This window comes from Flavivirga eckloniae (assembly GCF_002886045.1).
In the GTDB taxonomy this organism is placed as follows: domain Bacteria; phylum Bacteroidota; class Bacteroidia; order Flavobacteriales; family Flavobacteriaceae; genus Flavivirga; species Flavivirga eckloniae.
Genome location: NZ_CP025791.1, coordinates 4,526,939 through 4,541,891, shown reverse-complemented (window position 1 = coordinate 4,541,891; position 14,953 = coordinate 4,526,939). Strand labels below are relative to the sequence as shown.

Sequence of the window (14,953 nt, the reverse complement as noted above, 5' to 3'; positions counted from 1 at the left end):
TGTTATATTTAAAATTTATAGCGCAATGTTGTTCCAAAATTTGCTGGCGATATTCTATTTAAATACACCGTTCGGTATGCGTTATAACCTAATTCGTTAAACGCATTGTTCGCAAAAACATCTAAACTTAATTTAGAGTTAAATTGATAGGACGCCTGAAAATTAACTGTTGTATAAGCCTTTAAATCGAATGGTTTTACTCCGGGTTCTACACCTGCATGGGTATAGTTTCTGGACCATACATTATGTGGTCGTTCCCCTAAATAGTAGACTCCTGCACCAAGCGACAAACCTTCTAAAGTATGTTCAAAACTGTACCTCGTCCAAAAGTTAGCCGTGTGTTTAGGTGTGTTTAAAGGACTGGAATTATAATAATAGGACACGTGATCTTTATACCTGGCATCTAAATACGAATAACCAGCTATAACTTCTAAGTTAGGCAAAACCCTTCCTATCAATTCTAACTCAACACCGTTTCTTGTATCCTCACCTCCTTTTAAATAATATCCCAAGGATGTACCGTTACCATCTAAAGCTTCTAAGTTTAAGTTTTTGCTTGCGGTTAAAAAGTAGGTCACGTTAAATCGTAATGCATTATCTAACCAAGTCGATTTAATTCCTGTTTCAAATTGATCCCAGCGTTCTGTTCCCAGTTCGTTACCATTAATATCTCTATAAAAAGAAGTCATCGGGTTAGAACTACTCGCATAAGAACCAAAAACTATAATGTTTTTTAGAGGTTTAATATTAAAACCAAGTAAGGGATTAAAAGCATCATCACGCTTAGCTCCCGATAAACTTCTACCAATAAAATTCCCTTTGGTTCTTTCTAACGATGAGTAACGAAGTCCTAGAAACACATCTGCCCATTCTGTTAATGTTATTTTATCCTGAACCGTAAATCCGTAAGACTTTGTTTTAGATCCTGTGGCTCTAGCTGGGTTTAATGCTACACTAACCCCGCCCGGAAGCGTATTGTTTATTGGTTGGGTAACGTCTATAATATCTACATAAGGATCGTTAGTTGGGTACGTTGTTGTGTAGGCTGCATTATCAAATTCCGAATTTCTATAGTCCACACCTACTTGGAATGTATGTTTTAAAAACCCTGTTTGAATATCCTTGCCCAATAAATCAATTTGCAACACACTATTTTTATCTAGTCTACCTCCGGCATAATATTCTCTATAGCGTTGTCCGCCAGGGAGCACATCTAACCCCGTTCTGCCTCCGCCTTGAAAAACATAAGCCGACTCCTCGTAAGTCTCTAAATTAGATGAAAACAAACCTGCCTTTAAACTTAAACCGTTATTAATTTCTCTTTCAAACCTAATGGCATAGGTCGTATTAACCGAATTGCTTCTGTCTGAATCGAAACCTAAAAAATTATTATCTGGAAGCTTGTAAATATTGTTGGTTGCATAATCCCCTAAATTAATCGTTCCTGGATCTGGTGTTACACTATCATCGGTATAATCCATCTCTAGAATAATGTTCGTTTTTTCGTTAGGCCTCCAAGCTACGGATGGGTTTACATAAAAGCGCTCCGAACTTACATGACTTCTGTAACTATCTGCTCTGTCGTAAGCACCGGCTACCCTAAAAGCAACGGTTTCATTTTTATCTAAAGGACCATAAAAATCGAACGTGGGTCTTACTTTTCCAAAGCTACCTGTTCTAAAACTTACTTCGCCCCCTTCATAAAACTTAGGGGTTTTTGTAACCATGTTTATAACACCTCCGGCAGATCCCAAATCACCTCCTAATCCTTGACTTATGGCAGACACGCCTTTAAGTACTTGAACATTGTCTACTCCAGACATATCTGTAATAACACCTATGCCTCTAAAGTCGGAGTTAATTCTAACCCCGTTTTTTAATATTGGGATGCCTCGGTATCCCCTTAAAGACATACTTTCTCTTGTATTCCCGTAGGTGGCAAACGTATAAACACCTGCAACGTTTTTGGTAACATCTCTAATAGTTAAAGCATTTTGCTTATCGATTAGTGCATGCGATAATATGGAAATACTTTGCAGTTGCTCATTAGGAGCTAATGGTAATCGGGTTAAGGTTTCTAATTTTTCGGCTCTTTTATGTCTTGTTCCAAAAAGTTCAACTTCTTCCAGCTCTGTATTTGCACTAAGCTTAAAAGTAATATCATCTATATTTCCATTTACAACAATCTCCTGCGAAACCTGACTGTACCCAACGGCACTTGCTACGATTTTATAGGTTGAATACGGAACATTTTTGATGATAAACGTACCATCTGTTTTTGAAGAAACGCCCAATTGTGTCCCTTCCAAATAAACGCTTACATATGGAATGGCTTCGCCTGATTCGTTTTTTACAACGCCTTTTAATATTGCTTGACTGTATGTTGAATAAATTGATATAACTATTAACAGTAGTGTTAAGTTTTTTTTCATTATTTAATAATTTCCTTGGTAGTAATTTATTGGGGTTTATTTAGTTACAAAAGATTCTATAACGTCACTAATGTTCTCAGCTTTGCTATAGTCATCGGAAAACAAGTATTTAAAAAGTACCTTGTTATTCACTTTCGATTCTAAAGCCAGATTTTTATTTCTACCATAAACCTCAGACCACTTATGGCGTACTAAAGCCCATTTTGCTTTGTTTTCCTTCCACCAATCTGCTGCTGCTTGGCATCTGCTATCCTCCACCTTCACATATGTGTTATATCCTTTTTCCTTTGCCAGAATAACATCTTCTTTTTCTGCTTCACGGATTACTTTAGCATTATCCTGATCATGCAACCAACCATAGTTTGTAATTTCATGTCTATTTCCTCTAACGGTTACATTATAATCACTTCGCTTGGTATATTCCCGTCTTGGTAGTGGTGCATCTGTTATGTTCTCCCAATAACTTTTACCATCAACATGTACCCATGTTGCGGAGCCTTCGTATCTCGGACTATCATCTACCTGATACACTTTTTGAGTCCATTGACCTTTTACTTCAGATTTTGGTTTAGACACATAATTCCAGGTGTTATCACCATTAAACATATAGAAATCGGTATTCTCATAAAGCCAATCTTGCCTCCAATGTTTTACGATATGGGGTTTTGATGGATCTCCAACCTGAAGTAAATGTTGAATTGAAACCTTGTCTTTACCATCTACTATAAGTTGTGCCCACTCCAAACCTTTAGCAATTTTTGTTTTAGATGGCTGATAAAGTGAGTCTTTACTATAGTTAAAAGTTTCTGCAAAGTTGAATGTTACTTCGTAGCAACCGCACATTTTTTTAATGGCTTCTGCATCTTGTTTTTTCTTGCTTTGAGCATTTCCGAATGTCGAAAATGTTAAAGTTACTATCAAAAAAGTTGTTAATATTCTCATTATTAGTTATTTGAGTTTATTGGTTAAAAAAAATTAAAAATTTACACTATTCTTATTTAGACTGAATTAAAATAACATATATATTTGTGCAAATTTAATTAAGAATGATTCTAAATAAAAAACATTTCATTATTTATTTTTCAACTTTTTTTGCGAATTACGCTTTTGCTCAACAAAATAGGGCTACGGTTAAAGACTCTGTAGAAATTGAAAAACTAGAAGAAGTGGTTTTAACAGGGCAGTACAATCCACAATCTGTAAAAAAATCTGTGTTTGAGGTTAAGGTCATAACCAGAAAAGAGATCGAACAACGTGCTGTAAATAATCTGGCGGATCTTTTAAATCAAAATTTAAATGTTAACATTACCCCCAATACATCTACAGGAAAATCTGGCGTTAATTTATTTGGATTGGATGCACAGTATTTTAAAATACTTATTGATAACATACCTATTATTAATGAAGAAGGTATTGGAAACAATGTCGATTTAACCTTGATAAATCTTGATGATGTTCAGCAAATAGAAATCGTTGAAGGTGCCATGGGTGTACAATATGGCGCTAATGCTGTTTCTGGAATTATTAATATAATCACAAAAAAATCTTCGAGGCAAAAAACCCAAATAAGCACCTTTTTACAAGAGGAAACGATTGGTAACGAATATGAATGGTTTAATAAAGGAAGGCATATACAATCTCTTAAAATGGGGCATCATTTTATCAAAAATATTTTTGGTAGGATTGCTTATTTAAGAAACGATTTTGGAGGTTTTTGGAGTGAGAATCAGGGTGAAGTTTACGATAAAAATGATGGTTTAAGGGGACATTTATGGTTACCAAAAGAACAACAAAACACTAAGGTACTTCTTAGCCACGAACAGGAAAACCTCAGCATATTTTACAAGTTCGATTACTTTAACGAAAAAATCAACAAGTACAATAATGCAGTAGATTTAAACGAAAACCCGGCGACCTCAACCAGCGATCCTCTGGCATTAGACGAACTATATACCAACAATCGGTTTATACATCACTTAAACGCTTCGGGTATATTAACAAAACAGGTTCATTTTAATGTTTCTGTGTCTTACCAAGAACAAAATAAAGACCTGGAAACTTATACCTATCGTATAAGAAAGGATGAAAAAAGCAACAGGTTAAAGGGTGAGTACTTATCACGAAAAGCTTTTATTTCCCGAGGTACTTTTAGTAACCTTATCAACAATAACCATTTTAAATTACAAGCGGGTTACGACCTTACTAACGAAAGTGGTTATGGGTCTCCTCTAGCTATTACGGTTTCGCCCGACGACGATACTGTTAAGCAACGTTTGGATAATTACGATGTATTTACATCGTCTGAAATAAACTTCTCCGACACATTTTCGTTACGGCCAGGGGCTCGTGTTTCATTCACTAATCTATTTGCCAACCAATATACATTATCGTTAAGCTCAAAATATATATTGGGTAAAAACCTAGAGCTAAGAACCATCGTTGGATCTGCTAATAGAACCCCAAATTACGATGAGCTTTTTACCTATTTTGTTGACGTAAACCATAACGTTCAGGGTAACCCCAATTTAAACCCTGAGCGTGGTTTATCGGCTTTTGTACATCTAAAAAAGCAATACACATTAGCCAATAAAACAACACGTATTAAAAACAAAATAAGTGCCTCTTATATTAATATTAAAGACCGTATTGAGCTTATAGTTGTGAGTCAGAGTCCTCTTGCCTTTCAATACAATAATATAGATGCTTATAAGTCTATAGGTCTCTTTACAGAAAACACGATAAAGCATAAAAATTTTAGGTTTCAAATAGGAGCATCAGCCTTAGGCATTTCAAAAGTTCTGGATAGCAATACCAATTCTAAAGACGATTTTCTATTTAATTTCCAGCTAAACAGTAATGTTAATTATACCATTCCAGATTGGAACACCTCTTTTACCATCTATTACAAACAAGTTGGAAAACAACAACAATTTGTAGAAAAAATGAATTCACAAGGGCAACAGGAGTTCCAAAGAGGTACTACAGATGCCTTTAGTTGGCTAGATGCTACTATTAAAAAATCGTTCCTCAATAAAACCATAGAAGCCAGCCTGGGTATAAGAAACCTATTAGATATAACTACCGTAAACACAACTGCTTTTTCTGGCGGTGCTCACAATGGTCCGCCTACAAATTTAATGCTGGGTTATGGAAGGTCCTATTTTTTAAAACTTGCTTATAACTTAAATCTCTAACTTATGTTTACCCAATATTTTAAACACTACCTGGTTTTTAGTTTGCTAACTGTATGCTTGTTCTCTTGCAGTGAAGACCAAAACTTAAAAAGTGATCCTTTTGTTGTTGCTTTTAAGAGTTTATCTAAAAACTTAACAGATATCAACGAAGCCACCACTATTGATTTGGTATATTCTGAAATGGCTCTCGAAAACGGCATGGTTAATATTCAAATTCATTCCGAAACAGCCATATACGGTCAAGATTTTGTTACCATACCCGAAGTTGTAAACGATAATATTTCACTTCCTGTTGTAAATGGCGCATTGCAAAACGCTATAGCATTTAAGAAGTTGAATACTACTCTAGATGAAACCACAACAATAGAATTTACCATAGCTTCCATTGATTATAGCCATGCAAACATACAGGGAAACAGTCGTTTTATTATTAACGCATCTCCCGCTTTAGGAGGAAGCTTAACTCCCGAAGTTGGAGGTCCTAATCAAGGAAATCAAGTATATGTCGATCTAAGCACCCAAAGTACAACTCTGGCAAGACGTGATTCCTGGGATATAGGATTCTACAATGGCGATTCGTTTAGGGTTACCATTAATGGTTCTTTATATATGGCTACTAAAGCCTTAAACCATACAAATATTGACCTTGTAACCGACACCGATGTAACCAATTTAAAACCTCAGGTGGCCGTGGGTACTTTTAACCCTGAAAATGCGGCTTATATTGATGCACCTAACGGTAATATACTAGAAACTGCCATTGCAGAAATAGCAGAAAATGCCAATGAAAACCCTGTATATCTTTTAAACTTAGGGTATGAGGTTGGTACAGCAACTCCCCCAACAGGAAGTGTTGCTATTGCTGGAAACCATCGTGGGTGGAAGAAAATAAGAATATTGAAACATGAGGATGGCTATATATTACAATATGCCAATTTAAATGATACTACACATCAAGAAATTACTATTTCCAAAAATTCAGACTACAACTTCACACATTTTAGTTTTAATACAAACTCACTTGTAAATGTAGAGCCTAAAAAAGAAAAATGGGATATCAGTTTTACGGTTTTCACCAATATTTTGGAAGGTGCCGGAAGCTATGGTTTTTCAGATTATGTGATTCACAACAGGAAAGCAAATACACTGGCATATCAAGTAAATACTGCCGATTTTAATTACGATGATTTTTCGCTAACAGATATTGATGATGTTAACTTTTCTAAAAACCAAACAACTATTGGGAGTCATTGGAGGGATGTATTTAACAGAACTACCTTTTCTGATAGATTTTACATTATAAAAGACCCAAACGGGAATATCTATAAGCTAAAGTTTTTAGCCATGGCTAATAGTAGTGGAGAACGTGGCCATCCTGAATTCGAATACAAGCTTTTACAATAATTTTTACAATTTTTTAATCTATAAACACTATGAAAACAAAACTACACCTTTTAATGGTATTGCTATGGGTATGCTCTTTTACTCAGGCACAGGAAACAACAGTAAACTTAAGTATGGCTGCTAGTTATGCCAACCAAGTATATTATAAATTAAACACGCAAACTGAAACGACTTATGCTGCAAATTCATGGGATATTTCTATGCTGAGAACCGATAACTTTGCTTTTTCTTTACGAATTAATGATCACATAGGCGTTGAAGTATTTGAAGCTTCAAACAAACCAAACGATTGGAATAGCATAGATATAGCCAACGAAGCCAGCTGGACAAAATTATATAATAGCGACATAAAATGGAATGAAGGTGCTTTCGATAAAGGATCTGCTACTTATGGTTGGGGAGAATATAACATTGCTACGCATCATGTAGAAGGCACCATTATTTTTGTGCTTAAATATGCCGATGGTACCTACAGAAAGTTTATTAATGATGATTACTTTGGCGGTCACACCTTTAGATATAGCACCTGGAATAGCGGAACATCTACCTGGAGTGCAGACCAAACTGCTACGGTTTCTAACACCACTAACCCTAACAACAGCCGTAACTATTATTCTTTTGAAAATAATACCGAAGTCATTGCAGAGCCAGCTACTACCGATTGGGATTTAAAATTCACAAAATATTATACCGAAGTTCCAAACGGCTCAGGCGGTACTCAACCTTATCTAACTACGGGTGTTTTAGTTAATAGTGGCCTGGAAGTTGCCGAAAATGATGAACCCGGAGGTATGCCAGCAAATCCTAACTTAACATATGCAACAAACATCAACACGATTGGTTACGACTGGAAAACGTTTGACTTTTCTAGCGGATGGCTTATTGATTCTAACAAAGCCTTTTATGTTAAATATGCCGATAACACCATTTACAGGTTATACTTTACTGCCTTTTCTGGTTCCGGTACAGGAGACTTAACCTTTAAATTCGAAGATGTTACTGCGTCTCTAGATATTGAAGATATTACGGAAAGCATATCATTTGGAGTTTTCCCTAACCCGTCGCCAAATAAGCAAATCAATTTAGTTTATGATGTGAACAAATGGGGTTCGGATAAAAACAAAATAGCCATCTTTTCGACAACCGGACAAAAAGTTTTTGAAACTTCGTTAAAGTCTAATTCTGGTTTATTTAATAAAACATTGGATTTTTCTGCCTTAAAAAGTGGTGTGTACATATTACAATTTAGCTCTGGTAATCATCATACATCCAAGAAACTAGTTTTAAATTAGTTTATAGCTTCAGGATATTTTTTAGTCCCTTTATATATTAAGCAACTTTGAATTTTTAGTAATTCAAGGTTGTTTAATTTGTAAATAATCATACCTCAACACCTTCATAAAAAACTTTCAAAATCCAAAGGTAAATATGCTCCGTATATAAGCTTATAAAAAATTAGTTTAACCCCCACTTTAAAAAGCAATGCATTTTAAACATTAAAAAACCCACTATTTAATTAAAAACAAAGAACCCCAAATTCTAAAATCTTTAATTAAACAAATGTGAAATGAAAAAACCTACTTTAACCCCCTTATTATTTACTTTTTTTGCGTTTATATTTTTAATAAGCAATGTTAACGCAAGAACATACCATGTTAACAAAAATGCAAGTCATGCTAATAACAATGGCCCTGGAACACTAAGTGAACCAAAAAGAGACTTTCAACATGATTGGTTTCAACGTAATTTAAACCCTGAAGATAATGCAAGTACTATAGCTGGCACTATTGATATTAATCCTTATGAATACGGAGGGGTGTTATCGACTCCTAAACTAACCAAAAACGATTTTAAAGCCATTCCAAATCCAACAAGTGGTGCTTTGTTTATTGAATCTTCGGAAACTTTTTCTGAGTTTAAGATCTATAATCAGCTAGGTCAAATTTCGAAAAAAATACAAGCTCGTACGAAAGACAAAGGTTACCTTATAAATATTTCCGACTTAAATTCTGGCATCTATATTTTACAGGCTTCCAATGATAATATAAAAAGAGCCATAAAGGTTATCAAAATTTAATGGCACAATTAAACTTATTAATTATTTGATTAATTCATTTTCCCTTCACTAAAAAAGTTAAATATTTGTACCGTTAACTACACCCAAGAGGACAATCTTCAATCTAACTGAAATTGTCCTCTTTTTTTCCTTATTATTTTACAAAACCTGCTTCTGAAAGTACAAGAAGCAATGCCAGCTTTATATTTTTAGTTGCATCGATATTAGTCCATTTTTCATTTAAAGAGTGTGCGCCCTTGCCTTTGCCTCCTCTACTCAATGTTGTTGCCGGAATATTACTCGCAATGGGGATATTACTATTTGTTGAACCTGTTCGTAACTTTGGTGAAATTCCTAAATACTGAGCACTGGCTATGGCTCGCTGAATTAAAGGCGTATCTTCAGATAATTGCCCAGAAGGTCGATCGCCAATTGGAACAATCTCTAAAGTAACTTTGTCTTTTATTCCCGTAGCATTATAATCTGCCTCTGCTTTTTTCATACATGTTTTGAAAATTTCATCTATTTCCAATAATCGTTTTGGGCTTAGAGACCGCATATCTACTTCCATCCATGATTCAAACGGAATAGAATTTACAGAAGTTCCTCCTCCTATTCTGCCTATGTTAAAGGATGTTTTAGGGCCATCAATATTTGTATATTTTGTAGCTTCCTCTGTAAATTGCTTGATCGCATACCCTAAAGCATGATGTGGATTTGCTAACCCAAACGCACCCCATGAATGTCCGCCTTTTCCTTTAAATACGGCTTTATATCTTTTGGATCCAAGACCGCCATTAATAATACGTTCGGCACTTCCTCCATCAATAGAAATCCAAGAATCAATTTTAATATCTGATGCTTCACTAAATAAATGTTTTACCCCTCTAAGGTCTCCTAAACCTTCTTCTCCTACTGTACCTACAAAACACACATTGGCTTCTGTTTGTAGTTTTGCTGTATTCATAGCTTTTAAAACTGCCAAAAGCATAGCCATACCTCTGGTGTTGTCTCCTATTCCGGGTGCGGTGTACGTGTTTCCTTCTATTTTTACGGTAACATCTGTTTCTATGGGAAAAACAGTATCTATATGTGCATCTAAAACAATATTCCTATCTCCTTTTGTACCTTTTCGTAAAGCCAAAACATTACCTTCTTTGTCTATCCAAACACGATCAATACCTTCTTTTTTAAATAGCTCTACATATTTTTTAGCTCTAGTAGCTTCCTTAAATGGTGGCGCTGGTATTTCGTTAAGCAGTATCATATTAGCTATGGTTTCCTTATCTGTAAGATCTATAGTTTCAAAAGCTAATTTTACCGACTCCCTTTTGGTTATTTTATTTATTTCCTTTGTATAGGTTTTATCGGCTTTTAGATCGTTTTGGGTATACCCCATTAAACAGCTAAAAACAATTACAGTTAAAGCGGTTTTATAAAGACTTATATTCATTTATTTTAAATTTAATTATTGTGTTAATCCTAGTGTATTATTTTCTAAAAGCATAAAACCGCCCTTGTTCCGATTGAAACATGCCACTATGACTATGGCCAACACCGGGGACTGTTCCTATACTTTGTGTATTATTTATAGCGTCCCCATAATAAGATTGAAGATACTGAAAATAGTTCATTCCTCTTTCTAAACGCTGATTTCCCTGCAATGCTGCTTCGCAAGATTTATCTAATGACGAGCTATTGGGGTTGTTATCTTCTTCTCCTAACAAATAGAGCACTTCCCGCTTTGCAAATTGTGTTCTAATCTGGTCTGCTCCTACAGCTGTTAAGTAATTAGGCAAATCGTCTAATCCGTATTTATATTCATTAAATGTGATACAGCTCGTTTGGGGTATTTCAAAATCTGTAGTACCCGGTACTATTCTGGTGTTATCCATATACACATACGAACTAGGGTTGTTAACAATAAATCGCACATTAACTCCTGAGTTTTTTAGTTCGGTAGGTATGGGTGAGGCTGCTGCATATCTATTTACAAATTGACCGCCTGCTGAATGTCCGGAAAACACAATGGTTTTTAAGTTAGGATTTTTTTTAACTAATAGAGTCATTAACGAATCTATCATGGTAAAAGATGATACGCGGCCTGGTCTTGGGTTTTGAGCTTCGTTTTTAGATAAGAAACCTATTTTCCAACCACCACTACTCCAATACAAATGTTCTGAATCTAACCTAAAATCTACAATTTCCGATTCTACTAAAAACTGGGGAGAGACTACTAGAAGTGTATCTAATTGCATGGATTCCATTTTGGCTGCAACCAACATGTTTTCGTAATATAAACCAGCATTTCTATTAGCGCCTTGTAGAGCAATGACAGCTCTTGTAATAGATGTATTTTCATCATCTATAGAGGTAACATTAGAAAAATAGGGGATTTTAAATGTATTACCAGAAACGGTAATGGCCATTTTTTTATCCCCTATTCGGTCATCGGGGTCATTATCAATGGGCAAGCCTTCAGTAATATTAACTAATATACTACTCCCTTCTTGTTTGTTAGGCTTCCCAAGAATAAAATCATTTAAAGGTTGTAAATTAAAAGAAACCGATTTTGTACCGACTTCCGGGTTTTTTAGTATGGACTTGATCAATGTTGTCGTTACAGAGTTTTTGCCTACTGGTATTACTACAGTACCAGAGGTGGCAGGAAGTTCGAAATCTACGTCTTCTACTGCAGCATCTTGATTGGGCTGGGATATTGAATACTGCACCGTTAATGGTGTATTCAAAGCCGTTCCTGTATATTTTAGATTCGCTGTTACATAACCTGTTTCCGTTCTTTTTATATCGATAGCACTACTTTCAAAAAACAGATTTCTTGTTTCCGGTACTATTAGTGCTTTATTTTCCGATTTACTACAACTATAAAACACTCCCAATAGACAGATAAAAAGTATGAGGTTGTTTATTTTCATTTTATATTTTTTCACTTTTTGTAATGTTAATATATACTTAGAGAGCAAGTAAGAACACCTAGTATATCAATGGTATAGCTATCGCCACCTGATATTTATTTATGGCCATTTCGAATGTATTTGAGAAATCGCATGAAACTGTTAATGCTAATTGAAGTGAATGGGTTCTATTTCATAAGAAATTGAACCCAAATCACATTTAAACTAACTTAAATATCTATTTTGTTAGCACTCTACTCTTATATTTCTTTAGTTAAAAATAACTGTTAGTTCTGGTGTATCTTCTGGTGTTGTATCTGAAAAGCCTTCCGCTTCACGACCTTGCGACGTAGACGTAGGCGCTACGCTAACTCCTGTAGCTTTCATAATAAAATTGATACTATTTCCAGAAACCCATCCTGGTCTGTTTACAATCTCCTGAACTATACTTGACAAATCGACTGTTTGTTGTGCTGGTAATTTGTCGTCTGTTGCCCAAGTTTCTGTTATAGTCCAAACTTCTCTAGTTGTTGTTAGAGTTCTGGCAGATAAATCTCCATTTGTAAGCGTGTATGGTGCAGCATTATCGACAGCCTCCCCGTAAATAGTTAACTCAACTGGGTCTGTTCCTGCACTACTATCGGCTGTAAATTGAATATTGGCATCTGTTATATTAGCTCCCTGAGGTATTTGAACATTAATAAATCGTAGTCCAATGTTTGGTAAGCCATCTCCATCTGTTCCTTCAAAACCTGTATCTAGCTCCCCTAATTCCAAATCGCCACTATCCAAGTTCATCAATCCATTAACGGTTGATTCTTCTACATCATCTTCTTCAACACTAATTGGAATGACCAGTTTTGTACCAATAACAAACTCAGGTCCTTCTACAGTCACAGTATTTACAGTAACACTTACTATACCCGATCGGGCTCCTACCGGTATAGATGTGTTAATACTTGTTGCCGTAGATGCTGTAACTAATGCAGGAGTTCCATTAAAAGAAACCATATTATCTTCTGGTGTGGTACTAAAACCAGTTCCTGTAATTGTTACAGGTGTTCCTACATCACCTAATAAAGGATCTACTGTTGTAATTACCGGGGTTACAATAAAATTGGAATATGTTCCTGTTTGCCCGTTAACCGTTACAGTAATATCACCCATACCTGCCTCTGAACCAACTGGTATTGTTGTTACGATACTTGTTTCTGTTGAAGCTGTTACTGTGGCTTCAAGTCCGTTAATAAAGACCGTGTTTTCTGATGGCGTTGCACTAAATTTTGTACCAGAAATAGTTATTTGATCACCTTCTCCTGCTCTTTCTGGATCTACCTCGGATATAGCGGGTACATCTACCACTGTAAACGTGGGACCTTCTGTGCTAAAATTTCCATGAGCTACCACAATGGCTCCCGTAGTAGCTCCCTCTGGAATCTCTATGGTTATACTTGTAGAAGGCGTTGCCTCAATAACCTCGGCAAAAATGCCATTTATATTTACCTTGTTATTTGATGGTGTTGCGCTAAAATTTGTTCCGTTAACTATTACCTTGGTACCTATATCTCCCGATGTTGGTGTAATATTGCTAATGGTAACTTGCTCTATGGCAGGCGGAAGGTTTAATTGTGTATAATCTACATCGTCGCACGATAAGACCATAATGCCAATAAACGTAAATACCCCCAAACATAGAGCATATACTTTTTTTATATATGTTTTCATTTTTTAATTTTTAATTTGAACTAAGTCATGTTGTACTCAAGACACTAAAAAAGGTCTAAATAGATTCTTCAGGTTTATAAACAAGCATCTGATCAAAATAAATTCTTTCATCGTTAGAATTTGTATCCAACTCTATTATTAAAGTATAAGACCTAATGTCTTCTATAAGTTCTGAATCAACCAGAACCCAACCATCTTTAACCGTGTTTATAAATTCTCCATCTACATCATACAGGTCTAGTGTTTCTGTAGCACCTCCGTCTCTTTCAACCTCCGCATAAATTTTTAGAAGATCGGAACTTTCAAAGTTGTTACCTGTTTCTGGAACATAAAATTGTATTTGCACACCAGATCTATTAATCTCTGCAGGAACATCAATCTTATCGAAAGTTATTTTTATAATACCATCTGAATCTTGAAACCTAAGTCCTTGATCACCGTCTAACCAGGCTCCAAAATCACCAGCATCACTGGTTACACCCATATTTTCACTAGAGAACCCTCCTCTACCTGTATCGATAAATTCTGTTTTAAAACCTATTTCATTGTCTTTACCTGTACCGGTTGCAACATACATGATACTTGAACTTCCGGTAGTATTCAACAATTCCCCTTCTTGATCATTGGCATCACCATCGGGGCGACTGTAACTAGTGCCCGCCACAGGTTCCTCGAACGAAGTCCCCCTTATTTTTTCTGGTGGTGGTATAAAAAATGTAATACCAAACGAAAATGCATTTTTATGCCCCGAACCTAATAAGCTAGATGCTGTACTACCTCCTTCTTCTTCGTTTGTATCGCTATTAAAGCTTGGAGTATCTTTGTTAAATGTTCCAATGGGTGTTGTAACTGTTGCTTCAAAGTTAAACCTTGAGGCTATAGTTAAATCGCTCTCCACCAAACTAAAAGCATCTAAAAGCATGGGCAATGTGATAACCAAATTACTTGGAAAGCTATTAGCTGTGTAAAAGTTCTCTAGAGTAACCCCTTCATATTCTACATGTAAATTATAACTTGTTGCATTGTTATTTAGGTCTAAAAGTTCAGCATTTACTCCAAAGCTGGAAAGGTCTAATAAATTAAAGTTTAAAAGAGGCACTTCATCAAAAGCAACAAAGCCACCTCTGTCTGTTAAATCGTTGAATATATTATTATTTTTTTGACATGACAGTCCAAATAACAGTACTACCACGCAAATAATTATTTTTTTCATAATTTCAATTTTTT

10 protein-coding genes are annotated in these 14,953 nt (G+C 35.4%); 4 read left to right on the top strand and 6 right to left on the bottom strand.

Features of this window, described 5'->3' with window-relative positions; all coding sequences use genetic code 11:
- Positions 1-8: 8 nt before the first annotated feature.
- Both C1H87_RS18675 and C1H87_RS18670 read right to left on the bottom strand, forming a co-directional pair.
- The gene (locus tag C1H87_RS18675; protein WP_102757272.1) at positions 9-2,432 is read right to left on the bottom strand and encodes a TonB-dependent receptor; all 2,424 of its coding nucleotides are present in this window, start codon (positions 2,430-2,432) and stop codon (positions 9-11) included.
- A 36-nt stretch (positions 2,433-2,468) separates the two neighbouring features.
- Entirely contained in the window at positions 2,469-3,374 is a 906-nt protein-coding gene (locus C1H87_RS18670) for a DUF6607 family protein (protein ID WP_102757271.1), read from the bottom strand.
- 104 nt (positions 3,375-3,478) lie between these two features.
- On the opposite strand from C1H87_RS18670, the gene C1H87_RS18665 reads away from it, so the two are divergent.
- The 4 genes from C1H87_RS18665 to C1H87_RS18650 all read left to right on the top strand — a co-directional run bounded on the left by C1H87_RS18665 (position 3,479) and on the right by C1H87_RS18650 (position 9,107).
- Positions 3,479-5,626 carry a TonB-dependent receptor plug domain-containing protein gene (locus C1H87_RS18665; protein ID WP_102757270.1) on the top strand — a complete coding sequence of 716 codons (2,148 nt, stop codon included), beginning with the start codon at positions 3,479-3,481 and terminating at the stop codon, positions 5,624-5,626.
- 3 nt (positions 5,627-5,629) lie between these two features.
- Positions 5,630-7,030, top strand: a complete 1,401-nt coding sequence (locus tag C1H87_RS18660; protein ID WP_233783198.1) for an HmuY family protein — start codon at positions 5,630-5,632, stop codon at positions 7,028-7,030.
- A 29-nt stretch (positions 7,031-7,059) separates the two neighbouring features.
- Positions 7,060-8,322: a T9SS type A sorting domain-containing protein gene (locus C1H87_RS18655; RefSeq protein WP_102757269.1), complete on the top strand. Its 1,263-nt coding sequence runs from the start codon at positions 7,060-7,062 to the stop codon at positions 8,320-8,322.
- 275 nt (positions 8,323-8,597) lie between these two features.
- Positions 8,598-9,107 (top strand): T9SS type A sorting domain-containing protein, encoded by a 510-nt coding sequence (locus C1H87_RS18650; RefSeq protein WP_102757268.1) that lies wholly within the window; start codon positions 8,598-8,600, stop codon positions 9,105-9,107.
- Between the two features lie 133 nt (positions 9,108-9,240).
- On the opposite strand, the gene C1H87_RS18645 is transcribed toward C1H87_RS18650, so the two are convergent.
- From C1H87_RS18645 to C1H87_RS18630, 4 genes are all read right to left on the bottom strand, one after another.
- A complete protein-coding gene (locus C1H87_RS18645) occupies positions 9,241-10,539 on the bottom strand; it encodes a M20/M25/M40 family metallo-hydrolase (RefSeq protein WP_102757267.1) in 1,299 nt (432 codons plus the stop codon).
- A 37-nt stretch (positions 10,540-10,576) separates the two neighbouring features.
- Positions 10,577-12,022, bottom strand: a complete 1,446-nt coding sequence (locus C1H87_RS18640; RefSeq protein WP_158655275.1) for a hypothetical protein — start codon at positions 12,020-12,022, stop codon at positions 10,577-10,579.
- A gap of 249 nt (positions 12,023-12,271) precedes the next feature.
- Complete coding sequence (locus tag C1H87_RS18635) at positions 12,272-13,726, bottom strand: IPT/TIG domain-containing protein (protein WP_102757265.1); 1,455 nt, start codon at positions 13,724-13,726, stop codon at positions 12,272-12,274.
- Between the two features lie 55 nt (positions 13,727-13,781).
- On the bottom strand, positions 13,782-14,939 hold the full coding sequence (locus tag C1H87_RS18630) for a hypothetical protein (RefSeq protein ID WP_102757264.1): 1,158 nt from the start codon (positions 14,937-14,939) through the stop codon (positions 13,782-13,784).
- Positions 14,940-14,953: the final 14 nt, after the last annotated feature.

What these genes read in the sequence shown, in the direction of transcription:
- C1H87_RS18670 (WP_102757271.1), bottom strand. Translation starts at nt 3,374, where the DNA reads ATGAGAATATTAACAACTTTTTTGATAGTAACTTTAACATTTTCGACA.
- C1H87_RS18645 (WP_102757267.1), bottom strand. Translation starts at nt 10,539, where the DNA reads ATGAATATAAGTCTTTATAAAACCGCTTTAACTGTAATTGTTTTTAGC.
- C1H87_RS18660 (WP_233783198.1), top strand. Translation starts at nt 5,630, where the DNA reads ATGTTTACCCAATATTTTAAACACTACCTGGTTTTTAGTTTGCTAACT.
- C1H87_RS18630 (WP_102757264.1), bottom strand. Translation starts at nt 14,939, where the DNA reads ATGAAAAAAATAATTATTTGCGTGGTAGTACTGTTATTTGGACTGTCA.
- C1H87_RS18650 (WP_102757268.1), top strand. Translation starts at nt 8,598, where the DNA reads ATGAAAAAACCTACTTTAACCCCCTTATTATTTACTTTTTTTGCGTTT.
- C1H87_RS18675 (WP_102757272.1), bottom strand. Translation starts at nt 2,432, where the DNA reads ATGAAAAAAAACTTAACACTACTGTTAATAGTTATATCAATTTATTCA.
- C1H87_RS18640 (WP_158655275.1), bottom strand. Translation starts at nt 12,022, where the DNA reads ATGAAAATAAACAACCTCATACTTTTTATCTGTCTATTGGGAGTGTTT.
- C1H87_RS18655 (WP_102757269.1), top strand. Translation starts at nt 7,060, where the DNA reads ATGAAAACAAAACTACACCTTTTAATGGTATTGCTATGGGTATGCTCT.
- C1H87_RS18635 (WP_102757265.1), bottom strand. Translation starts at nt 13,726, where the DNA reads ATGAAAACATATATAAAAAAAGTATATGCTCTATGTTTGGGGGTATTT.
- C1H87_RS18665 (WP_102757270.1), top strand. Translation starts at nt 3,479, where the DNA reads ATGATTCTAAATAAAAAACATTTCATTATTTATTTTTCAACTTTTTTT.